The sequence below is a fragment of the Enterobacter sp. UPMP2052 genome (assembly GCF_053709675.1).
Genome location: NZ_JBSKJR010000004.1, coordinates 159,708 through 183,736, shown reverse-complemented (window position 1 = coordinate 183,736; position 24,029 = coordinate 159,708). Strand labels below are relative to the sequence as shown.

Sequence of the window (24,029 nt, the reverse complement as noted above, 5' to 3'; positions counted from 1 at the left end):
ATTAGAGGAACAGAAACATGCAAGTTATCGATTTTAAGAAAGCACAGGCCATCATCGGTGGTTGGGATCCGTTTGCCGCTGCAATGCAGGGCGCAAGCGCGGGCTATAACGCAGGCAGCCAGATGTTAGGCGCGCTGGGCGGCACCATCGGCGGCGTGTTCGGTCTGGTGGGCGGCTTCATCGGCGGCTTCTTCAGCGCATAAGTTTTCGACCTATGCTCCTATGGCCCGCCTTGCCGGGCCATTTTTTTATTTCAGCCACGGATCATTATGTTTTCGCTTTTTCAGTATAAGAAGCAGGGTAAAACCCCTGTTATTCGTCAGCATGAATTTACCGAATGTGGTCTGGCCTGCCTGGCGATGGTGATGGGGCATTACGAGCACCATGTCTCTGTAAGCCAGCTACGCCGGGAGATCTCGGTGTCTGCCGACGCGGGCACCTCAATGGCGGAATTGATGACCCTTGCCAGCGATAAAAATATGACGGGCCGGGTGTTAAAAGGCGAAATCACTGAAATAGAAACCTCGGAGCTGCCGCTTATCGCCTTCTGGCGCGGGAACCATTTTGTGGTCATCGTGAAGGTCGACAGCCGCAGCGTTACCGTCCACGACCCTGCGAGCGGCGTTCGTCGTTATCGCCTTAAGGAAGCGGAAAAACTCTTCTCCGGCTATGTGCTGGAGCTAAAACCCACCCCGCGTTTTGAAAAGAAAACGCCGGACGACACGCTGACCCTCGGGCGGCTGGCCAATAAATCCCCGAGTCTGTTCCAGCGCCAGCTGCTGCTGTTCGTGCTCTCTATTTTTACCCTTATCACCATGCTGGCCAGCCCCACCTACGTGCAGCTGATTATGGATGAGGCGATTGCCCGCAGCGACAGTGACCTGGTGATCCTGCTCACCGCCATCTTTGCGATCGTCTTTATTTTTGAAGTGATAGGCAAATTCCTCAAGCAGCTGCTTGAGATCCTGATGCGTAACATCGCCTATGACGACCTGAGCCAGTCCGTGCGCCACTACATGCTGCGCACCCAAACCAGCTGGTTCCGCTCGCGTCCGCCGGGCATCGTGCTGGCGATTGAGAAATCGCTCCACGCCTGCGCGGAGTTCATCAGCAATGGCTATGTACAAATCCTTTTTTCCTGCCTGATCGCCTTCACCAGCCTGCTGTTTATGCTGCTGTATAACGTGAAGATTGCGGTGCTGACCCTGCTGCTGATGGGCGTCTTCTTCCTGATCCGCTTTTCACTGATTGGTCCGTATCAGCGCGCCGTGGATGATTCCATTGAACGCACCGCGCAGTATGAATCCCTGCTGGTGGAGACCCAGAAAGGCATCATTACGCTTAAAGCAAACAATATGGAGCAGGCGCGGGATGCGGTGATGGATAAATCCCAGCGCGAGCATATCGCCGGCCTGATGCGCAAAGAACGGCTGCTGGCCCGCTTTGACGTGGCCTCGCTGCTGGTGATCAATGCCGAACAGCTGCTGGTGGTCTGCTTTGGCGCGTGGCTGATTCTGGAAGGGCAGATGAGCATCGGGATGCTGTACGCCTACATCAGCTATAAACGCTATTTTTCCGACGCAATGGTGCAGGTGGCGCAAAAGCTGCTGGACAAAAACGCCCTTAAGGGGCCGCTGGATCGCGTAGGCGACCTGCTGTTTGCCCCCTCGGAAGCCAGCCAGTTCGGCAAACGCATCGTCACCTCGCCGGTGAGCCTGGCGTTTGAGGACGTTTCGTTTGCTTATCCAGGACGCGAGGCCACGCTTAAACACATCAACATGACCCTGAAGCAGGGCGAAGAGGCGGTGATTGTCGGTCAGAGCGGTTCCGGCAAAACCACGCTGCTGCGGCTGATCTCCGGCATGCTGCTGGCGACGTCGGGTTCGTTGCGGATCAATGCGATCCCCATTCACGAGTGCGATCTCTCCTCGCTGCGCCAGCAGATCCGCATCGTCCATGCGGACGATATTCTCTTTACCGGATCGATTCTGGACAACATTGCCTGCTTCGACAGCGCCCCGGATAAAGAGCGGGTTATCGAGGCCTGTCGGCTGGCGGAAGTCGATAGCGTGGTGGCACGTCTGCCGCACGGCTATGAAACGCAGCTGCTGCCGGGGAATACCTTTTTCTCCGCGGGAGAGATGCAGCGTCTGGTACTGGCGCGCGCGCTGTACAGCCAGCCGAAGCTGCTGCTGTGCGATGAAGTGACCGCCAACCTCGATAAAACCACCGCGCAGAAGGTGCTGGCAAACCTGCGAGGCCTGGGGATCGGGCTGGTGTTTGTCACCCACTCGCCTGACGTGGTCGGCTGCGAGGGGCGGTGCTATACCATGGAAAACGGCACCCTGCGGGAGAGTGAGCCATGATGTTGCTTCCGCGGATCTACGCTCATCTTTGTGCCCGTCAGGTTGGGCGCACGCCGCTGGGAAGCCGGATTACGCAAAACTACAGCCAGTTTATGCGCTGCGCAGAGAGCGATGTCCCGGCCGAATTTCTGCGCGAGAACGCCCGCGAGCTGAGCGGATTCGGCTTCGTGGAGCAGGTTTTCCCGCCCGCGCTCTGGCGGCGTAACGTGCGCTTCGATCTGCATCCGCGCGTGGCGGCGTTTACCCGTGAGCAGGACTTCTACGCCTCACAACGCACGCTGCTGCTGGGGATGCGCTGGGCGGGGTTTGGGCTGGTGATGGACGCGCTGTTATCCACCGCGCCGGACGATGTGCGCTTTCAGTGCATCAGCCACTATCCCGCGCTGCACAAGCTGATGGCCGCGCATGAGGCGCGTCGCGCAGGGTCCTTCTTTGCCCGCCAGCGTCTGGTAACGGTGCTGATGATGGACGAGCGCCTACCGGGCGCGCCGCTGTTTATGGCCCGGGCGGGCGATCAGGCGGCGTGGCTTACGGATGTCTCAACGCGGTTTCTGACGCGATACGGCTACAGCATTCGTACCTTGCTGCCCACGGGGTCGCTCCATTCCCCGGCGTTTGGACTGGAGAGCCAGCGCTATGCGCCAGCGGATTACCGCCAGGCCGCGACCGCCACGCTGAATGCGCTGCACAGCACCCCCACGCTCTGGAGTGCGTGGGACGATCTTTCAGTGATTTATCATGGATGACATGTTGTGAAATTAAAAAACCGTAGCCGACAGCGTCGGGCGCTGATCCCGAACCACTTTTCAAAGAGTTACCAGATTAACGCTCCCCGGTTAAAGGCCGTGCTGGCGCTGTTTATCTCCTTTTTTCTCTGCTTGCTGATTTTTTCCGTGGTGTTTAATTTTTCCGAAACCACGCTGGCGCGCGGGGTGCTGATCCCCGCGCAGGGCGATGTTGAAGTGCGGGCCAGAGAGTCCGGCACCATCGTCGATTTCGCGGTGCGTCCGGGCGATTACGTGAAGGAAAACGACCCGCTGTTTACGGTATCGCAGGACTATGGCGGCAAGCAGGGGTCGGTGGTGCAGTTCGACCGCCAGCAGATGGAGGCCGAGAAAAAGCGCAGTGAACAGCGTATTCAGGCCATTGATGACTCTATCGCCTCATACCGTAAGAATCTGGCGCAGCAGCTGAATATCACCGACCGGCAGATCGCCGTGTCGCGGGACAAGGTCAAGAAGCTGCGCGCGCTGCTGAAAAACAGCACGGATACCTACAACGCGTGGAAAGCCATCTCCGGGAAGGGGTATGTGTCGAAGGTTGACCTCGATAAAAGCCATAACGATGTGCTCAACGCCCAGCTGAACCTGACGCTGGAGGAGAGCACCATTCTCGATCTGGAGGCGCGGAAAACCAGCCTGTCGGACAGCACGCAGTCGCAAATCGACTCCCTGAGCGAAGAGCAGCTGTACGTGAAAAACCGCATCAGTGAAATTGACCGCAATCTCTCCAGCCGGGGCAGTTCGACCATGTCGATGCTGGCTCCCGCCGAGGGGTACGTTGTGGCCATCAATTTCCCGCCCGGACGCGCTATTACGCAAAACAGCGAGGTGGTGGTGGTGATCCGCAAAAACACCACCGCGACGATGGAGGGGTATCTCTACGTCCCGGCGACGGGCGTTGGCCGGGTGGCGAAAGGGGACAAGGTCAAACTGCGCTTCGACTCCTGGCCAGTGGATAAATATGGCTCGGTTGACGCCACGCTGTCCGATTTCTATGAGGTCAATATCGACGCCCATTCGGCGCTGATCCCGCTCCAGGAAGGGCAGAACTACTATCTCGCGAAGGTGCGCGTTCCTTCGTGGTTTAGCGACCCGGACAAGAAAAAACGGCTACTGATGGGCGGAATGACCGTGAACGCGGATATCGTTATCGACCGCAAGCCGCTTATTAATTTACTTATCGCTCCGCTTGAAAGGGTGAGGAAGCGGTTTATTGATTGACGTGTGAATGGCGTATAGCGTTGTGTTATACGCCTTAATAAATAAGCCATGTGAATTAAACGTAAGCGTAAAAAACAAAAATAAATTTGCTAACTCTGTGCTAAAAAGTGATTGCGATAGATATTTTCATTTAAAGATTAACGGAAAGCATTTAACGCTTACGTGATCCAGATAAAGGAGTGTATGAAAGGGCCATAATCAACCTGTTGAAAGGAAAGGCAAATGGCTGTTCCCGCTTATATCTGGATTTATAATGCTACAGGATCGCTTATTCAAGGAAGTAGCCGCGTTACGCTACGCGAGGGCGCGATAGAAATGCAGAGTTTTCACCACGGCGTGCACATTCCCTACGACCACACGTTTGGCAAACTCACCGGGACACGCGTACACGATCAGCTCAGTTTTACAAAAGAGTTAGATAAAGCTACGCCGTATTTAAACCGGGCGGTTTGCCAGGGTGAAACGCTGAAGCAAGCTATTATTAAATGGTATCGGATTAATGATGCAGGCCTGGAAGAAGAATTTATGCACATTATTCTGGAAAACGTCAAGGTGGTGGCCGTTACGCCGGTAATGCATAATTTTAAAAATACCGGAGGCCAAATCAATAATCCTGCCGAATCCGTTTCACTGGCTTATGAGACTATTACCTGGCGCTATCTTGACGGTAATATCGCCTATACGGATGCATGGAATCAGCGGGTGATGGCTTAATGTTAACGTGCCGTGTGGATTTCAATCATCTTTATGACGAAGGTCGCGTGGCTCGTCTGGATGTCGGAGGCGTAGGTTCGTTCCCTGTTTTCAGTGGCCTGGGCAATCTCGTAAACAGGAGTGAGTGTTCATTCCTGGAGAACGCCACGGTACCACCGGGCAGCTACTGGATTGTTGATCGTCCGACTGGAGGGCTTCGTTCACGAAGTGAGACGTGGTTTAAGCACGCCTATACCGGGAATAATTACTACGACTGGTTTGCACTCTTTCGCAAAGATGGTGTAGTGGATGACTATATGACATTTGACGTTGATCGTCGCCATCACTACCAGCGCGGCCATTTCCGTTTACATCCTCCCCGGCCCGACGGTTCAGGCATCAGTGAGGGATGCATCACTTTTTTCCTGTCTCAGGATTTCTACAGGGTGCGTGCTGCGCTGTTAAAAGCACACCGCCATCGTATTTTACAGGGTGACCAGCTCTGGGCTTACGGTGAGATTACGGTGATTGGTCATACGCGGGAGGATTGCCGTGTCACGCCCGATTAAATGGACTTCTCGCGTCGTGGCGTTTTTAGCTATCGCATTTGTGCTGATGCTATCAGGCGTATTTGATCCGCTGGCTGAAAGCCTGAAATATACCCTCACTAACGCGTTGAACGCCCTTCCGACGGATAAACCAGAACCTTACCCCGACCGCGTAGAGAACAACTATTTTACGGTGTACGTAGCGTTAAATATGCTCGCAGCCTCGGTTGCTGTTTTTGTCTGTGAGAAATTAATTGGGTTGGCTCGCAGCAGTTAACCCACTGATTTCCGGTGTTGAACGAGCCGCAATGGTCTCAGACAGATTGACCCGATTTCATCGATCATTGCCCGATAACCCACATCGTTACGCGCGGCATCTGGCTATCCTCCTTATCACACACACCGGAGGATAGCCCATGAACATTACCCACATTCGCAATGCCACCCAGATGATTACCTACGCCGGGAAACGCTTTTTAATCGATCCGATGCTGGCACCTAAAGGCGCTTACCCGGGCTTTCTGGGGACCGCCCGCGCGGAACTGCGCAACCCGATGGTAGAACTTCCCGTGGACGTGAAGACGCTGCTGGAGGCCGACGCGGTGATCGTGACCCATACGCATGACGATCACTGGGATCGCGAGGCTATTGCGCTGATCCCCAAAGATAAACCCATCTTTGTTCAGAACGAGCACGACGCCGCGCTGTTGCGCTCGCAGGGATTCACCCACCTGACGGTGATGACCGATGAGACGGCTTTTGGTGATATCCGCATCGCCAAAACCCACGGCGGCCAGCACGGTACCGATCGCGCTTACGCCGTGCCCGAGCTGGCTGAGCGGCTGGGAGAAGCCTGTGGCGTGGTGTTCCGCCATGCTGATGAAAAAACGCTTTATCTCGCCGGGGATACGATATGGCGTGAAGACGTGGCGGCGGATCTGCTGCACCATCAGCCGGATGTGGTGATACTTAACGCCGGGTATGCGCACGTTATTGGTTTTGGACCGATTATTATGGGCGAGCAGGATGTGCTGAACGTGCATTTCCTGCTCCCGCAGGCGAAGCTTATGGCAGTCCACATGGAAGCGGTTAATCACTGCCTGCTGACCCGCCGCGCGCTGCGGGAATATGCCGAAGCCAACCAGTTTAGCGATGCGCTGAGCATTCCACAGGACGGCGAAACCGTTATATTCTGAGCCTCACTGAGGGTAGGAGAGACAGATGCCGCTTACACACGTCGCGATTGTTGCGGTGGACGGGTTTAGCCCGTTCCACTACGCCGTTCCCTGCATTCTGTTTGGCGATACGGTGTCGGGTGAAACGCGGTTTAAGGTCACGATATGTGCCGAAAAGCCGGGCTTATTGACCTCGAAGGACGGTTTCGCGCTGAATGCGACGCAGGATTTTTCAGCCATTGGGAAAGCCGATATCGTCGTCGTGCCCTACTGGCAGCATGTCCTGGAGCGCCCGCCTCAGGCCTTGCTCGATAGCCTGGTGCAGGCAAAAAAGAGGGGCGCGGCGATTGTCGGCCTGTGTCTGGGGGCATTTGTGCTGGGCTATGCGGGGATCCTCGACGGCAAACGCGCCGCCACGCACTGGGAATTTGAACGTCAGTTCCAGTCGTTATTCCCGAAGGTGCAGCTGGATATCAACGCGCTTTATGTTGATGACGACCACATCATTACCTCGGCGGGTACCGCCGCGGCGCTGGACTGCTGCCTGTATATTATCCGCCAGCGCTTTGGCAGCGTGGTCGCTAACCAGATTGCGCGACGGATGATTGTGCCACCGCACCGCGAAGGCGGGCAGGCACAATTTATTGCCCAGCCTGTGCCCAAAGATACCCGCGACGCGCGGATTAACTGCCTGATCGACTATCTACAGCAGCACATCGCGCAACCGCATAATCTCGATTCTCTGGCGGCGATCGTCTCTATGAGCCGTCGCACCCTGACCCGCCATTTCACCCACGCAACGGGCATGAGCGTCGCCGACTGGCTCAGCGCCGAGCGCCTGCGGCGCAGCCAGATTTTACTGGAATCGGGCAATCTGCCGATTGAGAGCGTGGCTGCGGAGGTTGGGTTTGCGTCGGCGGTCACCTATCGCCAGCAGTTTAAGGCGCGCTTTGGCGTCAGCCCCATGGAGTGGCGCAAAACGTTCCGCACGCGTGCGTAACGCGCTATCCCAGCCGCTCCATCCTCGTTTCACCGTCCGCCATTGACAGCTGATACAGCGAAAACGAGCGCTGTTTTTCAATCAGGTTCGCCAGCTCCGGCGAGTGGCTGGTCAGCCAGATCTGCGAGTAGCGGCTGGCCTCGGCAATCAGGCTCGCCAGCGCGGGCAGCATCTGCGGATGCAGGCTGTTTTCCGGTTCGTTGAGAACGATAAATGCGGGCGGGCGCGGGCTTAACAGCGCCACGGCCAGACAGAGAAAACGCAGCGTGCCGTCGGAGAACTCGGTCGGCTCCAGCGGCCTGCTTAAGCCCTCACGCTGCATCATCATGCGGAAACGGCCATCCGTGTTATCGCTGTAAAACACGCAGCCGGGGAAGGCCTGGTCGAGGATACGCATCAGGAGCAGTTCATCGCCAATCTCCACGATGGTCTGGAACGCGGCGGCCAGGTTTGCCCCGTCGCTGGCCAGCACCGGCGAGCGGAAACCGACCTGCGGGGCGCGGATGGCCGAGCCGGACGAGACCGAAAATTCATGGTAAAAGCGCCAGTTGCGCAGGGATTCACGCATCTGTGACACTTCCGGGTACAGGTGCGGCTCACCGAGCTGGCCGAAGACCGATTCGTTCTCGTACAGCGTACCGCTGTGGGTCACTTTCTCGTGGTGCACGTTGTTCAGAAACACCGTCTGGTTTTTGCGCTGCATCAGCCGCGCCGATGGGCGGCGATGCTGATCGCTCAGCCAGATTGTCTCTTCTTTGATAACCGGATCGAGCTGGAACTGCGAGGGGTAAGGCAGCCGCTCAACAAAACCGACCTGAAGTTCATACTCATAGGTTTCGGTTTCTACCGCCAGGTTCATCCGCCGCAGCTGGTCGGTGCGGGTTTTGCCCGCCCAGAACACCTTCAGAATGCCCCCTTCGTTCGCCAGCGCCTGCGAGAACTGCCCTTGCGCCGCGCTGTGCATCAGGTGGATCGCCTTATAGATGTTTGACTTGCCGGTGCCGTTCGGTCCGAAAACGATGTTGAGCTGTTCAAGCTCCAGCGACATCCGGCGAATGGAGCGATAGTTTTCGATATGCAGCGTTTTGATCATCTGGCAGTCCCGATTTGCGGATAAAGACCTGTATATAATGCCAGTATTTTTATGTGAAATGCAAAAAAAGACGACAGTGAGGTGTCGTCTAAACGGGGTACTGCTTTGGGCCTCTATGGGTCAATTTGGGCCCTTGCATACTGCCTTAGGTCACGGCGAGACGGAGACCCAGATCGTCCGGATAGGGGTCAAAATAGTTTTGCGTTTGCAGATAGCGGTCCGGGTATTCCGCCATATAGTGCTTCAGCAGCGTAAGCGGGGCGAGGATAGGCAACAGCCCGTCGCGGTAGTGGAGGATCACGTCGCGTAACTCCCCGCGCTGGCGGCTGTTAAGCTGATTGCGGAAATAGCCCTGAATATGCATCAGCACGTTGGTATGGTTTTTACGCGAGGCCGGCTTCTTCAGAATGGCCATCAGCTTGCTGCGGTATTCGACGAAGAACGCCTCAAGATCGTCCCACTGGTGCAGCGACGCCACGAACGGCCCGATCTCGCGATAGCCTGCCTGATGGTGCGCCAGCAGCTGGAGCTTATAGCGGCTGTGAAAATCAAGCAGCGCCCGGCGCGTCAGGCCGTTGGCCCGCAGGGTGTTCAGTTCGTGAAGGGCAAACAGGCGCTCGACAAAGTTTTCCCGCAGAACGGGATCGTGCAGGCGGCCATCTTCTTCGACCGGCAGCCACGGGTAGGTTTCAAGGAGGGCGGCGGTGAACAGCCCGACGCCCTCCTTGCGGCCCCGATTGCCGTTTTCATCATACAGGCGCACGCGCTCCATACCGCAGCTTGGCGATTTGGCGCAGACGATAAACCCGGCGAGATCGCCGATTTTTGGCAGATATTGTGCCGTAAAGTCGGCCATTTTCTGCGTAACGTCTTCATGCGGTGCTTTGCTGAAACGCATTTGCGTCTCGCCTGCGGGGGTTATCGTCAGGCGCAAGGCCGGGCGAGGCGTCGGCAGGCCGATGCCCATTTCAGGACATACCGGCCTGAAATTCACCCACTGGGCCAGCTCATCCATGACAAAGCCCATACGCTTATGCCCGCCGTCGAAACGCACGGCGGAACCGGTCAAGCATCCGCTAATTCCCAGTACAGGTTTTGTCGTCATGGTGTAAGCCTCCAGAATCTCTTCTTTAAAACTTACACAACATGACTGATTTGTCCAAGTATTGGCACGATTATTTTTACTAATCGTTGTAAATCAACGCGGTTTAGCTGCCCTTGTAAGTGGAGTAACCGTACTGGCTAAGCAACAGCGGGATGTGCAGCTTTTCGTTCGTGCGGGTCACGGTAAACAGCACCGGAATTTCCGGGAAGAAGGTGTCCAGCTTTTTGCCCTGGAAATAGTCCGCGGTTTTAAACGTCACTTTGTAAACGCCAGGCTGCATGTCCTGATCCTGCGGATAGAGTGATTTGATGCGGCCATCCTGGTCGGTTTTACCGCTGGCAAGCGGGGTCCATTTATCCTGCTGCTGTTTTTCGAGCGTGACGGTGACACCCGGCGGTGGGGTGCCGGTTTGCTGGTCGAGCACGTGCACGCTCAGGGTGCCCATCGGGGCGCTAAAGGCAACGGGCGCAAAGGCCAGCGAGGCGAGGATCAGCAGCGGGGTTGTTTTTTTCATCACGTTTTCCTGTTGTTGTGGTTAGGTCACAGGAAAACGTTAGCACTCCAGAGGCGGGAAAATATTCAACTTTTCGTGACAATTCCCACCGCAGAAAATGTTTAGAGGATAATCACCTCAAGGGAAACCTGCTGCTGCCACTGCTCAAGCTGCTTTTTGCGGGCAGCGTTGAGCTTTCCGCTGGTGACCAGAAGCCATTTGCGGTCCGGGAAAATCTCCGGCGCCAGCGCAGCAGGTGGAAAGGGCAGGACGTCGATGCGGTGACCCTGCCCGGTGCGGGCTAAGGCTTCGAGCCAGACTTCGCACGGATCGTTGAGGTGCCAGCCGCTGAGCAGGAAATTATCGCCGGGCGCTTTTTTATCGCCCTCCAGGCAAAACGAGGTGTAGGCGATGATAATACCGTCGAGGATTTCTCGCAGGGTCATGGCCGCAGGCACGTTGGCCGACATCTGGCTGCGCAGCGGGCGTAAAACGTTGGCAACCAGGTCGGGCCGGGGATATTCCCGACCGGCGTCGTAAATCGCCTGGCGCAGGGATTCGATTTTTCCCGCTTTCAGGCGCTCCAGCAGGGTTTGCTGCAGCGTTTGCCAGTTGTTGGTACGACGCGGGGCGGGGCGCTCCAGCAGGGATTTCACTTGGCCGATAGGGACGCCTTTTTTGACCCAGTCGAGGATGATTAACGCCTGCCGGACATCGTCTTCGCTGTACAGGCGATGCCCGCCCTCGGTGCGCTGCGGCTTGAGTAAACCATAGCGGCGCTGCCACGCGCGAAGCGTAGTGGCGGTGATCCCGCTGAGTCTGGCGAATTCGCCGATGGAGTAAGCCATGTCCGTGCCCGCAGAGAAAGAATATTCCCAATATACTACGAATTCTTCCCGATGGGATGAAGCGCCCGAGCGGTGCACTACACTTTAACTTCCAACCGCGCAAATGAAAGGAATTCTCATGAAGCTATGGCCTGTTGTAACCGGTGTCGCCATTGCCCTGACTCTGGTTGCCTGTAAATCCCCAACGCCGCCGAAAGGCGTGCAGCCAATTTCCGGCTTTGATGCCAGCCGTTATCTGGGCAAGTGGTACGAAGTGGCCCGCCTGGAAAACCGCTTTGAGCGCGGGCTGGAGCAGGTAACTGCTACGTACGGCGAACGCAGCGACGGCGGCATTAGCGTGCTAAACCGCGGCTACGATCCGATGAAGAAAAAATGGAATGAGAGCGAAGGTAAAGCCTACTTTACCGGCGAGCCAACCACGGCCGCGCTCAAGGTCTCGTTCTTCGGCCCGTTCTACGGCGGGTATAACGTCATCAAGCTGGACGACAAGTACCAGTACGCGCTGGTCAGCGGCCCGAACCGCGACTACCTGTGGCTCCTGTCCCGCACGCCAACCATTCCGGATACGGTGAAACAAGATTACCTGAACACCGCACGTGGTCTGGGCTTTAACGTCGACCGGCTGGTCTGGGTGAAGCACTAACCGTTACTGGTATGAAAACGTGATGCTCGCCAGCGCATTTGCGGTGCCGGGCACCAGTTCGCCCGTGCGGATGTAGTGCGCCTGAAACGGCAGCGACAGCGTTTGTGCCGAGGTGAGCGTCTGGACAGCGAACTGGTTAGTGGTGCCCGCGCCGGAGCTGTCCGGCCCCATCATCAGCGGCCCGGTTCCGTTGTAGAAGAATTGCACGCCCACGCCTGAGGCCGTGGAGTCACCGGTTAAGGTGACAACGGACGAGGTGTTTGAGGGCGTGGTCTGATCGGTCATCACCGCGTGAACCGCCACGTTTGCATCACAGGTCAGGCCAATGTTAAAGGTGCCTGATGGCGACGTGCTGCCTACGGTGGGCAGCGTGCGGATATCAATCGTCCCCAGATTGACGTTCGCGCTTTTGGTTTCTACCGTGCAGCCGCTGGCAGTAACTGTGATGGTGGTGGGGCTGATAATCACCTGCGCGGTTTTGGTTTCGTTGTTGTAGGCGGTCAGGACCGCGGCGTTGATGGTCGGGATTTGATAAACGCCGGATTTCAGCGCCGTGCCGGTTTTGATAAAGGTGACCTTTGCCGACCAGCCTAAATCAGCGGCGTAGCCGTTGGTGCCATCTGCAGGATAGCTTTGGGTGATCCCGGTTTGCAGCGGGACGTAACTGGAGCCGTTAAAATCTTTCAGCCCGATGATATAGCCTATGCCGGGCACGCCGGTTTCGAATATGGTGTAGTTCACCCCATCGACGTTGACCGTCATGCCGCTTGAGATGGCGCTGCTGCTTGGCTCCAGGGTGCCTTTCGAACAGGTAAATACCCACCCGCACCAGAAAACCTGCTGAACGTCTGCGGTCGCGCTCCAGGTTGAGCCGATAATATTCCCCGGTACCACCGAATCTGCGGGGCCGCTGTAGGTCATCGGCTGGGGAGAGAGCGTGATATCCGATTTCCATTCCATCGCGAGAACAGGGGTGCAGGTCAGTAACCAGCCGATCAGCACAAAAATACGCATTATTGATACTCCGTCGTCCAGGTCGCCACTGCCGACACCTCGCCGGCACTGACGGGCGCGCCGGTGGCCACCAGCCGCGCATAAAAGGTCATGTTGACGCTGTCATCACCCGCCGCGCCGTAGGCGGTTGTTTGAGTGTTCAGCGGGATCAGGGCGCTCTCGTTATCGAGAATTTGTACCGCCACGCCGGTAGCACCGCCCTGCGCAATTTTGATGAGCTGCGGGTCGTCATCGTCCGGCGTTCCGCTAAAGCGAATTTTCACCCCCGCAAAGGTAGGGCCGCACTCTTCAAGCGTCAGCGTGAAGGGTGCTTTGATATTGCTGACTGCGCCCGCTTTACTGAACTGCTTGATGCCAATGGTGCCCAGCGGCACGTTTTTCTCGAGTGAATCCGCCGCGACAACGCAGGTGTTGCCGATCAAATTCCCGGTGACGGAAACCAGCACGTCGTAACCGCGAACGGGAACCGTAAACGCCATCAGCAGGGCGATGCTGGCAAGACGAAAGGCTACTGGCATACCACCTCCTGTGAATAAAGGCCGGTGCGCGCGTTGTAATTCTGCGCGTCTAACCGGTAATGGATGGTGCAACGCTGGCCGCTGCCGCGCCCCCATTCCGCCCGTAAGGTACCCTCTGGCGTCAGCCCGGAGAGATAAAGGCTGCCGCCATCCCCGACGATGCCGCTGACGTTTTCATCGTCCAGCGATACCAGCGTGCCGAAAGGCAGCACGTCATTGCGGTGGCGCACGATGAGCATCGCTTTTGCCCCCCGGCGGGTGGTGAGGGTTGCGCGCACCAGCGCGCCGTCGGTGGGGGTTTTATTGACGATGGCGTTTTCCAGCTCCACGTCATTGCCCACGGTGGTGACGTCCAGCGCCACCTGATTCACCCGATACGGTGTGGCGTAGGGGATCACCGCGTAGCCCCGGCTGTCGGTTTTGATGCCTTTGTGGTTAAGCACGGCGACATCGCTGGCACCCGGCGCTTTCACCAGAATGTTGGTGTTGCCCAGCGGCTGGCTTAGCGTCAGACCATCTTCATGCAACACTGCGCCACCGCTCATGCCGTAGCTGAGGTTGCGCGAATTTTTCGCGTAGGCGTAGCCGAGGTGGTAATCCCCCCGCTGGCCTTCGTACTGGAGCGCCGCATCGCCGCCGTATTTCTGCTGCGTGCCGTAGCGCTGGTTCACGCTGTAAAACAGGTTTTCCTGACCCGGCATATAACCGCTGACGCCCGGGCTGGTGGTGGTGCCGCCAGACCCCGCCTGCGTGGTGGTGACGCGGGCGCGGGTCGCCAGCGTCGGATTACCAAACGGCAGGGACAGGGACACCGCCATCAGCGTGTCTTTTTGATTGTCATACAGGCTGGTGCTGCGCTGCAGGCTCACGCCGAGCGAGACGTTGCGAAACGTGGCGTTCCACGCCAGCTGCAGGCTCTGCGTTGTTTTCGGCGTGTTCCAGTACGTCTGCTGATCCCACGACAGCGACAGCGCGCCGTACTCTCCCATCGGCTGCGACAGCAGCAGCTGGTTCTTCGCTTTGCGTGACATATGCAGGTTGTAGACGGTGTCATAGTGGGTGGTTAGGGTGCCGTCATCTTCCACGACCTGCCGGGCAGTGCCGCCCGCCATACCTTTGTAGGTGGTATCGCTCAGGGTATAGAACCCTTGCGTCGAGTAGCGCAGCGAGAAGAAGTTGATGCGCGTGCCCATCTCATTCAGCAGCTTGCTGTAGCGCAGGCGCACCGAATCGCCGGTGTAGGTTTTGTTGTCAGCCAGCTGGCTGCGGGCATGCGTGATATCGGCGGACCAGGCCCCAAAACGGCCAAGGTTCTGCCCGGCACCGAGCGCCAGTCCGGTGTAACGATCGGAAAACTGCGCGCCGCCGTAGAAGGTCAGCCCGTACTGCCAGCCGTAGAACAGCTCGCCCTGCGCAAAGGTCGGCGCATCCTGATTGCCGGTCGGGCGATATTTTCCCGCGCCGAAGGCATATTTCATCTGCCCGTTGCGCACCAGGTTTGGCACGCTGGCAAAGGGCAGGGTGTACTGCGTAATGCTGCCGTCGCTCTCCTGAACGGTGACCGCCAGATCGCCGCCCGACGAGGTGGGATAGAGGTCTTTCAGCACAAACGCCCCCGGCGTGACGGACGTTTGATAAATGATGTTGCCGTTCTGGCGCACCGTGACGGTGGCGTTGCTGCGGGCGATACCGCGCACTTCGGGCGCGTAGCCGCTCAGGCTGGCGGGCAGCATATTGTCGTCGGTTTTCAGGGCAATACCGCGAACGCCCACGGAATCAAACACCTGCGCCGACGTATAGGTTTCGCCCGCATAAAACTGGGCGCGCAGGGCGGGAATATCCCGCTGCAGCCAGGTTTGTACGTGGGTCAGCTCGTTAGCGTCTTTGGTCCAGGTGGTGAAATCACGCAGCCGCCACGCGCCAAGGTTGACGCCGCTGTTGAGGCTGACGAAAAGCTGGCTGTCGCGTGTGCGCGTCTCGCCCTGATACTCATTATTTGAGCCATTCAGCACGTAGTTCAGCCATGCGGCAGTGATCCCCGGCTCCCAGCTTTCCGGGCTGACGTAGCCGCGCGGCAGGTTGCGCATCATGCTCTGCGGTACGGTAAAGCTCAGGGTCAGCGTCTTCTGATCGTAGTCAACGTGGCTGCCCGGAAAAACGCTCTGCAAAACAATGCAGCGCTGGGCGAGCGGCAATGCGCCGCCCTTCGCCTGATGAGGATCGATACCCAGGGCATCAATTTGCTGCGGCGTGACGCAGGGCTGCGCATCGCCGGCCCCTTGTTCATCCGCACGGAAGGCCACGTCGCCGGTGAAGGCGTAGGCATTATTGATGTAGACGTTAAGGTTGTACTCCCCCGGCGGCAGCGCGCTCCCGGCGTTGACCCAGGCGAGATCGGCGCTGTTCGCGCTCTCGCCGTTGAGAAACGCGGGGTTAAATTGCAGCTCACTTTCGACAGCCATGGCTTGCCGAATGACCAGGGACATCGCCATGGCGCACAAGGTTTTTATTTTCACGTGGTCACGCCCTCGGGATGCTGATTAAGGGGATAACGACGAGCGGGTCACGGGCGTCCATGCTCCGTAATCGTTAATGGTCTGGTAGCTCACGCTGTTTGCATGGCTAAAGCTTTCCGCCAGCGTCACGCTCCCCTTCGGAGGCAGCATGACCGGCTTAACCGGCTTGCCGTCGACCTTCACATTGATGGTGGTGAGGTAGTACGGCGTAGGGTTCGTCAGGGTGACCTGGCCCGCGCGGAAACTGCCGCGGAGGGATTTCCACGCTTCGCCCGCGCCTTCCCTAAGCCCGTCCGGGCGGTAGAAAATTTTGATGCGGTTGGCCGAGGCAAACTGCAGGGAGTTGCCCGAGCTGTTTTTCATCTGCTGCGGGATCGCTTTTACCGTTATCCAGTAGAGCGTTTCGCGATCCTGAGGCAGGGATTTGCCGTTAAACATGATTTTCACCACGCTCTCGCTGGCCGGTTTTAACACGTACAGCGGTGGCGTAATGACGAAGTCATGGCTGCGTTCGCCGTTTTCACTTTCTATCCAGGACTGGATCAGGAAGGTGGCATCGGGATGGGTGTTTCTCACCTGCAGCATGGACTGTGTGGTGGAGCTGGAGTAGACCATTCGCGTTGCGCCAAGCCCGACGCCGCCTGCATAGGCGGCCGTTGCACATAACGAACCTGCCAGACAAATCCATGGTAATACGCGCATAGTATTTCTCCTTAAAACGGTGTCAGGCCCGGCCCGCAGACCGGGCCTGATGATTACGAATAGGTCACGGTGTAGGTTGCCGTTGCGCTGGCATCGCCTGCGGTGGCATGACCTTCCGGGGAGATGTACTTCGCGCTGAAGTTAAGGACGTTAGGGCCGGCACGCAGGGGCACCGCGGCGGCTGCCTCTCCCAGACGCACGATGTTGCCCCTTTCGTCATACAGACGGATCGCAACGTTCTGAGCCGAGTTAGCGCTGCCGTTTGACCCGACCGCCAGACTGTGGACATCGGCGCTGTCCGGCGTGCCGGTAAAGGTCACGGCGATGGTGGTTGCGGCAATCGGGTTCGCCTCCGTTGAAGCAGAGGTATCCGCGATTTCGCAATCTTCCAGGGTGATGGAGAAGGCTTTTGCCGTGCTGGCCTCGCTGCCCGCCGCCGCCAGGGTTGCGGTACGGACTTCACCCATGTCGACGTCAATGTTGGCGCTACCCGCGCTGATGGCGCAGGCGGAGGTCACGACGCTACCGTTAAAGTTAACCGTACCGCCGCTGGTGCCAGCGGCCAGGGCATTGCCCGCGGGCAGTAAGGCCATAGCAGCGATTGCCAGCACTGTTTTTTTTGTGAATTGAGCTTTCATTGTCTTGATTCCATTGTGTTGTTATTACGAGATTTGCTCTGAAGTTGGCAGGTCTAACTGGTTAAAAAGACCAGCAAATCTGTCTTGTTCCTGAGCCCAAGTTTTTTTATCGCTGAGCTTTTTAACGCGCTGACACGACGGTAAGAAAGCTTCTCCATTTCGGCGATGTAGCGCATATCCAGACCCTTACGCAGCTCCTTCAATACCCTCCATTCACCCGGCGTCAGCGATAACGCCGTTGATCTCTGTTTTGGCCGATAGCGGTTATCGACCAACCGCATTAAATTAGTTCGCCAGTGATAAAGCGGATCCTGAAGCGACATATAGGCGTCTATATCTCCTCTGACCCACAGCATGGAGTTCGCGGGGGCGGAATAAAGACAAATCACTGTTTCCGGATGCTCGGCTTTAATTCTTTTCAAATAGCGTAAGTAATCGTATCCCGTATGGTATTTATCAGCCCCGGACATAAAGAGAATATCTATGCGGGTTGTGGCTAACGTCGTATTCAGCTGCTGATAATCTTCCGTCGATATTTTTACCTGCACCTTTGGGTTAACCTTCATTAATAACGCGGTAATGCCCTGGCGTGCATAATGATCGCCACCCATCAACGCAATATGAATCGGTCTTTTTATATAGGGTTCATTCGCCATGTTATTCCCTCGATTTATAATTGTAATGAGGCGAACCAGTATGTTGATATCGGCCTGTACTTTCGAAGCAATCACGTTGTGCTGTGTAGGGCTAGTATAAGTCGGCCAAAAAAGAGGTAACCTGAATTAATCTAAATTTATATTAATCTTTAAGATTGATAATGGTAACGCCGTTTTCCTCTTACTGGTTCTGTGCTGCGTGTTGTTTCAATTAATCATACCTGCGCTTTTTCATGCTACTTACGCTTTGATAAATGTTTTGTAAGCCTTTTGTCTGCTAATGTAAGAGCAGGCGGCAACGTGCTGACAATGAATAACAAATGGCGGGAATTTATCCTGTTGTAGACGAATGCTCTGGCAAGGTGAGTGCGATATTTCTACTTATAACTTATTGATATTGCGTCTAGTTCACAAAATATCAGACGTGTCTCTTTTGAATGATTCAGACACGCATGTCCATTGCGTACAATTTGGTTGTTTGTCTATTTTTGTCAATGTCAAGATAGTGTGTTAACGCTATTTCAACGCGGCCGTGCTCGCCCGGCGAAAGGCGGTTTGTGAGAAGTTTCTGAGGCATTAACGCCACTTCACAAAAAATGAGAGAGAATCCATAAAGGCCCCGGGAAGCCCGTCAGCAGGCGCTTTAACGCAAATGGCGAACTTCTCTCGCTTCAGTGAAGTTAAAGAGAAAATAAGAAATTAAGAATTTTCGCTACTTGCTAAGATATACAGCGTTAATTTTATCAGTCACATTGATTTGGACGTGAAGGGAGACCTTTTTTCTTTATGTAAACAAGAAAACGATAACATCATGAGAGTGTTTCAGGAGGACCGTCGCTGACACTATGCACAAGCATTACATAATAAATAATATTGTTGAGTTTCATCCTGCAGCCAGCACGCTTCGCGATATCAACAATCCGGATCGTGTTGTCGTGCTGAATTCGCCTGCGGGCCGTTGTCTGTTGTTATTAATTGAAAGAGCGGGGTCGATTGTCACCCAGCAGGATTTTCTCGATATTGTCTGGCAACGCCGCGGTATGCTGGTTTCGCCGAATACCTATTACCAAAATATCTCGATTCTGCGCAAAGGGCTGAAAAAAATTGGTTTTGACGTCGATCCTATCGTCACCATCCCCCGCATCGGCTTAACGCTGGCAAGCGACACGCAGATTGTGATTAAAGAGCCGGCCACGCCTGCGCCTGAAATGGCGGTGCCGGAAACGGCGGTGCAGCAGGATACCGCCGACTTGCGCCTTAATGAGGAGCCTGGCGAGAACGCACTGCCCGAACGGGACAGCCGTCTTGCTCGTACTCGCTGGCTGGCAGGGATGTTAATGATCCTGCTGGTTTTGCTGATGAGTGTGGGCATCATCGGCCACAGCAACGCGCGGGAAAACCGCTTCATCGAGGATTATCGTTTTGCCACCACCATAGGGGCCTGCCACGTGTGGCTGGCAAAGGGCATCCAGACGCAGAGTGAACGTGCCAAAGCGCTGGCCTATGTCGATCAGTTTAAAGCGGAATGTGCAGACTACCCGTGGATCTATATCAGCTGGTATGAATTGTTACCGCGCGCTTCCGTTATTCGCTGTGACAAGTCAATGAAAGAGCCTAACCGCTGCATCTCTGATTATTTTATTGAGGACCGCTAGCATGACCCGTCATCGTCAAATGCTCTCCCTGCTGGCACTCTTATTTATCGCCGCCGCCGTGGTGCTGGGCTATTTTTTGTGGCAGCGATATGCCATAAAACCCTTTTCCTGTCAGGCTAACCTGGTGCAGCACCATAAGGACGAGAAGGTGTCGCTCTGGCTGAATTACCGGTTTGACGGCAAAAGCGGCACGCTCAGCATGAACGGCAGACTGCAGAGCAAACCTGATTCGATTATCGACCGGAAAATATCCTTCCGCGTGGCGCGGAAAGACAATGTCTGGTTACTGACGTCTGAAAATAATTTGACGTTCCCGGGAGATAACGTCGCGGATCGCCTGCTGGAGAAATACGAACCGCAATTTTTTGTTTATCCCGGGAAAAGTATTTATATCCGCATTAATGAACAACAGAATGATAACTATATTTTTACCTTAGGAACATTACCGACATATGTATGTCGAAGTACCAAAAATGAATAATTTTGAAAAGATTATGCGATAAAATCCTTTATTCTCATTTATGCTTTATTTAGTATCTAAGAATTACCTTAGAAAAATAAAAACAACCGTTGTGTTGCAATAATGTAATTACTCTAAATTTGGCAAGTTAATGAAAATGATAGTTGAACCGTCCGGGGGCAGTATCGCTGCGCCCACTACACGGCTGCATATCGGGTTGCTGCTGTGGCCCCGGTTTTCGCTGCTGGCGTTATCCGGGTTGATGGAGGCGCTGCGGAATGGGGCAAAGTGTGAGAAGACACGTGCTTTTGACATTACGCTCATCAGCGAGCACCCCGATATCCCGCTGTGCAGCAATGTGGGGGTGAGTATCAGGCCCGATGCAGCGCATGCCCCGCCTGAGAACTTTAATTATGTCGCGGTGATTGGAGGGGGCCTGAAGTATCTGGCGCAAGGATACCCGGGAGACAGAGAGTATCTTGCGCATGCGCATCACATGAACGTCCCGCTGATTGGCATCGGCACCGGCAGTTTTGTGCTGGCGCAGGAAGGGCTACTGAACGAGCGGCGAGCCTCCATTCATCCTTTCCATCTTGAGATATTCCAGCACGCTTTTCCGCAGGTTTATGCGGAGCAGGGTTATGATTTTATTAATGAAGGGGATGTCCTGACCTGCCCGGGCGGTATTTCGACCATTACCCTGGCCACTGAGCTGATTCGGCTTCATGCCGGTAATGACACGGCGAAGACCGCCGCTCAGCAGCTCTCCCTTGCCCCGCTTGAGAATGTCACTCCCCGACCAGCCAGCCTTGCTCTCATTCCTGATTCGCGTTTGCGTCGCGTGGTGCTGCTCATTGAACAGTACCTCACCCGGCCCCTTACCCCTGCGGGGCTTGCCAGTGAGGTGGCGCTTAGCGAGCGGCAGCTTAATCGCCTGTTTCATGCCGAGTTTGGTAAAACGACTCGAGAGTTCATCCGCAGTGCCCGTCTTCGTTATGCCTGCTGGCTGCTAAAAAATTCGCAGCAGAGCGTAACGGACATTGGCCTGCGGATGGGCTTTAGCGACTGCGCGCACTTTATCCGCCATTTTCAGACGGAGTATGGCTGCACGCCGGGCGTCTGGCGCACGTCGCAGGGTTATGAGCACATGTAGTTGAAAGGACCTGGCGGGCAGGGACGCAGTACGCCGTCAACGGTGTCGTTTTTGAAGGTGTACATCCCGCCGAAGAACGGATCGACAATCAGCCAGCCGGGCACGCCCAGGAATATCACGTTCCCCAGGGTGTACCAGTGGCTCAGGCGGGTATCCAGCGGCACGATAAGCGAGTAGTAGCCGTCCTGTTTGAGCGTGAGCGTGTACTCGCGTTTGCCAAAGTAGCTGCCGTCCGACTTCGTAAGGGTGACGGTCTGCGGCGTGGTGCCGGTTTTGACTATCGCACCGCGTTGATCGGCGATGATAAAGAACGCGTTCGTCGGCTGGCTGTTGATGGTCACGGTTTCTTCGTTATCGCCGACAATGGCGGCGCAGCCGCTCAGCAAAAGCGGGAGAAGCAGCAGCAGGGTAAGTTTTTTCATTGATATCGCTCCGGTGTCTTAACCGAGCAAAGCGACACCGTGCGGGTGAAAGTTAAACGCGTGAAGGATGCACTTGAAATAACGGGGCTATCCGAACAGAATCCCGTCATGAAAATTGAAACCGCCGTCCCTTCACAATTTGAACGTCTCACCGCGATCTGGGAATCCGCCGTTCGCGCCACTCACCATTTTTTACAGGAAAGCGATATTGCGGCACTGCGGCCGTTATTGCTCAACACCTATCTGCCTGGCCTGACGGTTGTCATCGCGCGTGATGACGCGGGCATAATTCACGGCTTTTTAGGCGTCGATGAAAACCGGATTGAAATGCTGTTTGTCGACGACGCCAGCCGGGGAAAAGGCGTGGGGAAATTATTGCTGAAATACGCCATCGCACAATTTGGCGTAAACGAAGTGGACGTGAATGAGCAAAACCCGCAGGGCGTGGCGTTTTACCGGCATATGGGGTTTGAGCAGGTGGGGCGCTCAGAACTGGACGGGCAGGGCAATGCGTTTCCGTTGCTGCATATGCGGCTGGACAGGGATACTGTGATTAGCACTTTGTCTTATTCTCCCACTTTAATAAGTCGATGATATCTTTCTCTCCTTCGGCTTCTTTCAACAGGCGCTGCTTTTTTTCAAACTCAACATATTCTGAGCACGCCTTTTCATCAGCCGCTTTCTTGCTGATTTTACCTGCTCCTTCCAATACGTCTCGATCGTTAAATTGCAGGAACTGATCGAGCTTGGTTTGCCAGTCCCGTAAAAATACCTGCTTGCGGCGTTTGGCCTGATCTTCGGCAAAATCCAACCACATATTCACGACGCGATTAAGTTCGCTCACCTCATCCTGAGACAGATAATTTTTTGCGGTGGTGACATCGCTTTTGCGGACGTCTTCGCCTTTATAGCTGGTCAGCCCCATATGCGGTTGGCTGGCATCTGCGCGGTGGTGAATCAACTCAGCTGCGGTGTAGCCCGTGCAGGCAAAATGCAGTTTATTCTGGATGGTTTGGAAGAATTGCGTGGTTTCTTTAAGGGATGGCTGATAATCAGCGGCTAATGCAAAAATCTCCCTCACGCGTAGATAGACCCGGCGTTCGCTGGCCCGTATATCGCGAATACGTTCCAGCATTTCATCAAAATAGTCGGGTACGGTGGAAGAGCCGACAGGCGGATTTTTCAGGCGCTCGTCGTCCATAACGAAGCCTTTAACCAGGTATTCCTGAAGCGTTTGGGTGGCCCACTGGCGGAACTGTGTACCTCGCGTGGAACGGACGCGGTAACCGATGGCGAGGATGACGGGCAGGCTATAGTGAAGCGTGTTCCGATTGACCTTCCGCTGGCCTTCTTGCTGAACTTGTAAGTAAGCCTTACAAGTTGCTTTTTGTTCAAGCTCACCTTCTTCGTAAATAGCTTTAATATGCTGAGTAATGGCTTGAGGAGTGACTTGATAAAGAGCTGCTATGGCTGCTTGCGATAGCCAGAGCGTTTCATTCTCAAAGCGACATGTGATGCGAACCGTACCGTCCTCACTGGCAAACATAACAAATTCACCCGCCGGGGATTGGATTACGTTTTTATCTGCCATGTCGCTTCCTTCTTTTTTATCGATTAAGCCTACCCCCCTGTAGTATGCCAGAAACGACCACTAAGCCAGGTGGTTTGTATTTGGTTTTGCGAGGTGCTTTCCAGGAAGCTGGGTTTGAATGGCTGCAAGCGCGTTTTCTATCTCACTGAGCTTTGCCTTCGTCCGTTTATAATCATCCTGCAACCTCTGCTCCTGCTCGTTATACGCCACCAGAACGATGCACCCCTTCATCACCTTAACTGTGACTTGCTGTCCGGTATCAAATCCTGCGGCACGCAGCCATTTGCCGGAAAGAATGAGTTTCGGCGTGGATTTGTCCAAAACATTCGGGCGGTATCCCACAATTAGCGAGTGCTCGGTTCCGGATTGGTCGGTGTCTGGGGTAGAATGCGTATCAGCCATAATCAACTCCTTGATAGTTGGTGAGGTTAGCTCTCGTCCGGTATTGCGAGTGCCTGGCGAGGGCGATTCGAAATGAGGTTATCGTATACTAAGGTACGTACCTCGTTGGTGATATCTTGCTCTTGTAGGTACGTACATGTCAACGGCTAAGCGCGACCCAAATCAGTCTAAATCCGGAAAGGCTCCGACTTTTCAGATTCGTATTACGCCAGAGTTAAAGGCTCAGTTTGAGGCTGCGGCGAAGAAGGAGGGTATGAGTCTGGCACATTGGTTGAAAACGCTAGCTAGGAACGAACTTTGTCGATTAGGAATTAAGCCTCATGATTAAGGTTTAT

Annotated in this window: 28 protein-coding genes; 15 read left to right on the top strand and 13 right to left on the bottom strand. The window is 55.4% G+C overall.

The window, feature by feature from the left end:
- Positions 1-17 precede the first annotated feature (17 nt).
- The 9 genes from ACWKX3_RS14455 to ACWKX3_RS14415 all read left to right on the top strand — a co-directional run bounded on the left by ACWKX3_RS14455 (position 18) and on the right by ACWKX3_RS14415 (position 7,785).
- A complete protein-coding gene (locus ACWKX3_RS14455) occupies positions 18-203 on the top strand; it encodes a hypothetical protein (protein WP_152082750.1) in 186 nt (61 codons plus the stop codon).
- 66 nt (positions 204-269) lie between these two features.
- Positions 270-2,366, top strand: coding sequence for a peptidase domain-containing ABC transporter (locus ACWKX3_RS14450; protein WP_454541997.1), 2,097 nt, complete (start codon positions 270-272; stop codon positions 2,364-2,366).
- A complete protein-coding gene (locus tag ACWKX3_RS14445) occupies positions 2,363-3,112 on the top strand; it encodes a hypothetical protein (protein ID WP_006177669.1) in 750 nt (249 codons plus the stop codon). Before ACWKX3_RS14450 ends, ACWKX3_RS14445 begins: the two co-directional genes overlap by 4 nt.
- A gap of 6 nt (positions 3,113-3,118) precedes the next feature.
- The gene (locus tag ACWKX3_RS14440) at positions 3,119-4,369 is read left to right on the top strand and encodes an HlyD family secretion protein (protein WP_088208968.1); all 1,251 of its coding nucleotides are present in this window, start codon (positions 3,119-3,121) and stop codon (positions 4,367-4,369) included.
- 222 nt (positions 4,370-4,591) lie between these two features.
- Complete coding sequence (locus tag ACWKX3_RS14435; RefSeq protein WP_153689162.1) at positions 4,592-5,083, top strand: Hcp family type VI secretion system effector; 492 nt, start codon at positions 4,592-4,594, stop codon at positions 5,081-5,083.
- Positions 5,083-5,631, top strand: a complete 549-nt coding sequence (locus tag ACWKX3_RS14430) for a DUF2778 domain-containing protein (protein ID WP_454541996.1) — start codon at positions 5,083-5,085, stop codon at positions 5,629-5,631. The genes ACWKX3_RS14435 and ACWKX3_RS14430 overlap by 1 nt, the downstream gene beginning before the upstream one ends.
- Positions 5,615-5,887: a hypothetical protein gene (locus ACWKX3_RS14425; protein ID WP_454541995.1), complete on the top strand. Its 273-nt coding sequence runs from the start codon at positions 5,615-5,617 to the stop codon at positions 5,885-5,887. Before ACWKX3_RS14430 ends, ACWKX3_RS14425 begins: the two co-directional genes overlap by 17 nt.
- Positions 5,888-6,026: 139 nt before the next feature.
- Positions 6,027-6,806 (top strand): MBL fold metallo-hydrolase, encoded by a 780-nt coding sequence (locus ACWKX3_RS14420; protein WP_454541994.1) that lies wholly within the window; start codon positions 6,027-6,029, stop codon positions 6,804-6,806.
- A gap of 25 nt (positions 6,807-6,831) precedes the next feature.
- Positions 6,832-7,785, top strand: a complete 954-nt coding sequence (locus ACWKX3_RS14415; RefSeq protein WP_404600506.1) for a GlxA family transcriptional regulator — start codon at positions 6,832-6,834, stop codon at positions 7,783-7,785.
- A gap of 4 nt (positions 7,786-7,789) precedes the next feature.
- Here ACWKX3_RS14415 and ACWKX3_RS14410 read toward each other — a convergent pair whose 3' ends face one another.
- The 4 genes from ACWKX3_RS14410 to ACWKX3_RS14395 form a co-directional block, all read right to left on the bottom strand.
- A complete protein-coding gene (locus ACWKX3_RS14410; protein WP_006177673.1) occupies positions 7,790-8,878 on the bottom strand; it encodes an AAA family ATPase in 1,089 nt (362 codons plus the stop codon).
- Positions 8,879-9,023: 145 nt separating this feature from the next.
- Positions 9,024-9,983 carry a YbgA family protein gene (locus tag ACWKX3_RS14405; protein WP_006177674.1) on the bottom strand — a complete coding sequence of 320 codons (960 nt, stop codon included), beginning with the start codon at positions 9,981-9,983 and terminating at the stop codon, positions 9,024-9,026.
- A gap of 103 nt (positions 9,984-10,086) precedes the next feature.
- Complete coding sequence (uraH, locus tag ACWKX3_RS14400; RefSeq protein WP_088208973.1) at positions 10,087-10,497, bottom strand: hydroxyisourate hydrolase; 411 nt, start codon at positions 10,495-10,497, stop codon at positions 10,087-10,089.
- Between the two features lie 101 nt (positions 10,498-10,598).
- Positions 10,599-11,324, bottom strand: a complete 726-nt coding sequence (locus ACWKX3_RS14395; protein WP_006177676.1) for a MerR family transcriptional regulator — start codon at positions 11,322-11,324, stop codon at positions 10,599-10,601.
- A 118-nt stretch (positions 11,325-11,442) separates the two neighbouring features.
- Here ACWKX3_RS14395 and ACWKX3_RS14390 point away from each other — a divergent pair, with 118 nt between their 5' ends.
- Positions 11,443-11,967, top strand: a complete 525-nt coding sequence (locus ACWKX3_RS14390) for a lipocalin family protein (RefSeq protein WP_404600507.1) — start codon at positions 11,443-11,445, stop codon at positions 11,965-11,967.
- A 3-nt stretch (positions 11,968-11,970) separates the two neighbouring features.
- Here the strand turns inward: ACWKX3_RS14390 and ACWKX3_RS14385 are convergent, their stop codons facing one another.
- From ACWKX3_RS14385 to ACWKX3_RS14360, 6 genes are read right to left on the bottom strand one after another with little or no spacing between them, the layout of a single operon-like run.
- Positions 11,971-12,981 (bottom strand): fimbrial protein, encoded by a 1,011-nt coding sequence (locus ACWKX3_RS14385; RefSeq protein WP_454541993.1) that lies wholly within the window; start codon positions 12,979-12,981, stop codon positions 11,971-11,973.
- Entirely contained in the window at positions 12,981-13,499 is a 519-nt protein-coding gene (locus ACWKX3_RS14380) for a fimbrial protein (RefSeq protein WP_454541992.1), read from the bottom strand. Before ACWKX3_RS14380 ends, ACWKX3_RS14385 begins: the two co-directional genes overlap by 1 nt.
- Positions 13,490-16,015 (bottom strand): fimbria/pilus outer membrane usher protein, encoded by a 2,526-nt coding sequence (locus tag ACWKX3_RS14375; RefSeq protein WP_454541991.1) that lies wholly within the window; start codon positions 16,013-16,015, stop codon positions 13,490-13,492. Before ACWKX3_RS14375 ends, ACWKX3_RS14380 begins: the two co-directional genes overlap by 10 nt.
- A 24-nt stretch (positions 16,016-16,039) precedes the next feature.
- The gene (locus ACWKX3_RS14370; RefSeq protein ID WP_042321313.1) at positions 16,040-16,717 is read right to left on the bottom strand and encodes a fimbrial biogenesis chaperone; all 678 of its coding nucleotides are present in this window, start codon (positions 16,715-16,717) and stop codon (positions 16,040-16,042) included.
- Positions 16,718-16,770: 53 nt separating this feature from the next.
- Positions 16,771-17,355, bottom strand: coding sequence for a fimbrial protein (locus ACWKX3_RS14365; RefSeq protein ID WP_058609944.1), 585 nt, complete (start codon positions 17,353-17,355; stop codon positions 16,771-16,773).
- Positions 17,356-17,408: 53 nt separating this feature from the next.
- Entirely contained in the window at positions 17,409-18,011 is a 603-nt protein-coding gene (locus ACWKX3_RS14360; protein ID WP_042321315.1) for a LuxR C-terminal-related transcriptional regulator, read from the bottom strand.
- Positions 18,012-18,856: 845 nt separating this feature from the next.
- On the opposite strand from ACWKX3_RS14360, the gene ACWKX3_RS14355 reads away from it, so the two are divergent.
- The 3 genes from ACWKX3_RS14355 (at position 18,857) to ACWKX3_RS14345 (ending at position 21,279) form a co-directional block, all read left to right on the top strand.
- Positions 18,857-19,666 (top strand): winged helix-turn-helix domain-containing protein, encoded by an 810-nt coding sequence (locus ACWKX3_RS14355; protein WP_442779122.1) that lies wholly within the window; start codon positions 18,857-18,859, stop codon positions 19,664-19,666.
- Positions 19,667-19,685: 19 nt separating this feature from the next.
- Complete coding sequence (locus ACWKX3_RS14350) at positions 19,686-20,147, top strand: hypothetical protein (RefSeq protein ID WP_006177687.1); 462 nt, start codon at positions 19,686-19,688, stop codon at positions 20,145-20,147.
- A 130-nt stretch (positions 20,148-20,277) separates the two neighbouring features.
- Positions 20,278-21,279, top strand: coding sequence for a GlxA family transcriptional regulator (locus tag ACWKX3_RS14345; RefSeq protein ID WP_400405735.1), 1,002 nt, complete (start codon positions 20,278-20,280; stop codon positions 21,277-21,279).
- Here ACWKX3_RS14345 and ACWKX3_RS14340 read toward each other — a convergent pair.
- Positions 21,264-21,701 carry a hypothetical protein gene (locus ACWKX3_RS14340; protein WP_101736760.1) on the bottom strand — a complete coding sequence of 146 codons (438 nt, stop codon included), beginning with the start codon at positions 21,699-21,701 and terminating at the stop codon, positions 21,264-21,266. The two genes, ACWKX3_RS14345 and ACWKX3_RS14340, sit on opposite strands and share 16 nt — an antisense overlap.
- 108 nt (positions 21,702-21,809) lie before the next feature.
- Between ACWKX3_RS14340 and ACWKX3_RS14335 the strand changes: the two genes are divergently transcribed.
- A complete protein-coding gene (locus ACWKX3_RS14335; RefSeq protein ID WP_454541990.1) occupies positions 21,810-22,295 on the top strand; it encodes a GNAT family N-acetyltransferase in 486 nt (161 codons plus the stop codon).
- Here the strand turns inward: ACWKX3_RS14335 and ACWKX3_RS14330 are convergent.
- Together ACWKX3_RS14330 and ACWKX3_RS14325 are read right to left on the bottom strand one after the other, a co-directional pair.
- Positions 22,255-23,292, bottom strand: coding sequence for a virulence RhuM family protein (locus ACWKX3_RS14330; protein WP_454541989.1), 1,038 nt, complete (start codon positions 23,290-23,292; stop codon positions 22,255-22,257). The genes ACWKX3_RS14335 and ACWKX3_RS14330 overlap by 41 nt on opposite strands.
- A gap of 60 nt (positions 23,293-23,352) precedes the next feature.
- Positions 23,353-23,694 carry a SymE family type I addiction module toxin gene (locus ACWKX3_RS14325; RefSeq protein WP_454541988.1) on the bottom strand — a complete coding sequence of 114 codons (342 nt, stop codon included), beginning with the start codon at positions 23,692-23,694 and terminating at the stop codon, positions 23,353-23,355.
- A gap of 136 nt (positions 23,695-23,830) precedes the next feature.
- On the opposite strand from ACWKX3_RS14325, the gene ACWKX3_RS14320 reads away from it, so the two are divergent.
- Positions 23,831-24,022: a toxin-antitoxin system HicB family antitoxin gene (locus ACWKX3_RS14320; RefSeq protein WP_101736763.1), complete on the top strand. Its 192-nt coding sequence runs from the start codon at positions 23,831-23,833 to the stop codon at positions 24,020-24,022.
- The last annotated feature ends 7 nt before the right edge of the window (positions 24,023-24,029 follow it).

Bases quoted from the DNA above. Each gene is read 5' to 3' on its own strand.
- ACWKX3_RS14455 (WP_152082750.1), top strand. From the start codon at position 18: ATGCAAGTTATCGATTTTAAGAAAGCACAGGCCATCATCGGTGGTTGG.
- ACWKX3_RS14450 (WP_454541997.1), top strand. From the start codon at position 270: ATGTTTTCGCTTTTTCAGTATAAGAAGCAGGGTAAAACCCCTGTTATT.
- ACWKX3_RS14445 (WP_006177669.1), top strand. From the start codon at position 2,363: ATGATGTTGCTTCCGCGGATCTACGCTCATCTTTGTGCCCGTCAGGTT.
- ACWKX3_RS14435 (WP_153689162.1), top strand. From the start codon at position 4,592: ATGGCTGTTCCCGCTTATATCTGGATTTATAATGCTACAGGATCGCTT.
- ACWKX3_RS14430 (WP_454541996.1), top strand. From the start codon at position 5,083: ATGTTAACGTGCCGTGTGGATTTCAATCATCTTTATGACGAAGGTCGC.
- ACWKX3_RS14420 (WP_454541994.1), top strand. From the start codon at position 6,027: ATGAACATTACCCACATTCGCAATGCCACCCAGATGATTACCTACGCC.
- ACWKX3_RS14415 (WP_404600506.1), top strand. From the start codon at position 6,832: ATGCCGCTTACACACGTCGCGATTGTTGCGGTGGACGGGTTTAGCCCG.
- ACWKX3_RS14410 (WP_006177673.1), bottom strand. From the start codon at position 8,878: ATGATCAAAACGCTGCATATCGAAAACTATCGCTCCATTCGCCGGATG.
- ACWKX3_RS14405 (WP_006177674.1), bottom strand. From the start codon at position 9,983: ATGACGACAAAACCTGTACTGGGAATTAGCGGATGCTTGACCGGTTCC.
- uraH (WP_088208973.1), bottom strand. From the start codon at position 10,497: ATGAAAAAAACAACCCCGCTGCTGATCCTCGCCTCGCTGGCCTTTGCG.
- ACWKX3_RS14395 (WP_006177676.1), bottom strand. From the start codon at position 11,324: ATGGCTTACTCCATCGGCGAATTCGCCAGACTCAGCGGGATCACCGCC.
- ACWKX3_RS14390 (WP_404600507.1), top strand. From the start codon at position 11,443: ATGAAGCTATGGCCTGTTGTAACCGGTGTCGCCATTGCCCTGACTCTG.
- ACWKX3_RS14385 (WP_454541993.1), bottom strand. From the start codon at position 12,981: ATGCGTATTTTTGTGCTGATCGGCTGGTTACTGACCTGCACCCCTGTT.
- ACWKX3_RS14380 (WP_454541992.1), bottom strand. From the start codon at position 13,499: ATGCCAGTAGCCTTTCGTCTTGCCAGCATCGCCCTGCTGATGGCGTTT.
- ACWKX3_RS14370 (WP_042321313.1), bottom strand. From the start codon at position 16,717: ATGCGCGTATTACCATGGATTTGTCTGGCAGGTTCGTTATGTGCAACG.
- ACWKX3_RS14365 (WP_058609944.1), bottom strand. From the start codon at position 17,355: ATGAAAGCTCAATTCACAAAAAAAACAGTGCTGGCAATCGCTGCTATG.
- ACWKX3_RS14360 (WP_042321315.1), bottom strand. From the start codon at position 18,011: ATGGCGAATGAACCCTATATAAAAAGACCGATTCATATTGCGTTGATG.
- ACWKX3_RS14355 (WP_442779122.1), top strand. From the start codon at position 18,857: ATGCACAAGCATTACATAATAAATAATATTGTTGAGTTTCATCCTGCA.
- ACWKX3_RS14350 (WP_006177687.1), top strand. From the start codon at position 19,686: ATGCTCTCCCTGCTGGCACTCTTATTTATCGCCGCCGCCGTGGTGCTG.
- ACWKX3_RS14345 (WP_400405735.1), top strand. From the start codon at position 20,278: ATGAAAATGATAGTTGAACCGTCCGGGGGCAGTATCGCTGCGCCCACT.
- ACWKX3_RS14340 (WP_101736760.1), bottom strand. From the start codon at position 21,701: ATGAAAAAACTTACCCTGCTGCTGCTTCTCCCGCTTTTGCTGAGCGGC.
- ACWKX3_RS14335 (WP_454541990.1), top strand. From the start codon at position 21,810: ATGAAAATTGAAACCGCCGTCCCTTCACAATTTGAACGTCTCACCGCG.
- ACWKX3_RS14330 (WP_454541989.1), bottom strand. From the start codon at position 23,292: ATGGCAGATAAAAACGTAATCCAATCCCCGGCGGGTGAATTTGTTATG.
- ACWKX3_RS14325 (WP_454541988.1), bottom strand. From the start codon at position 23,694: ATGGCTGATACGCATTCTACCCCAGACACCGACCAATCCGGAACCGAG.
- ACWKX3_RS14320 (WP_101736763.1), top strand. From the start codon at position 23,831: ATGTCAACGGCTAAGCGCGACCCAAATCAGTCTAAATCCGGAAAGGCT.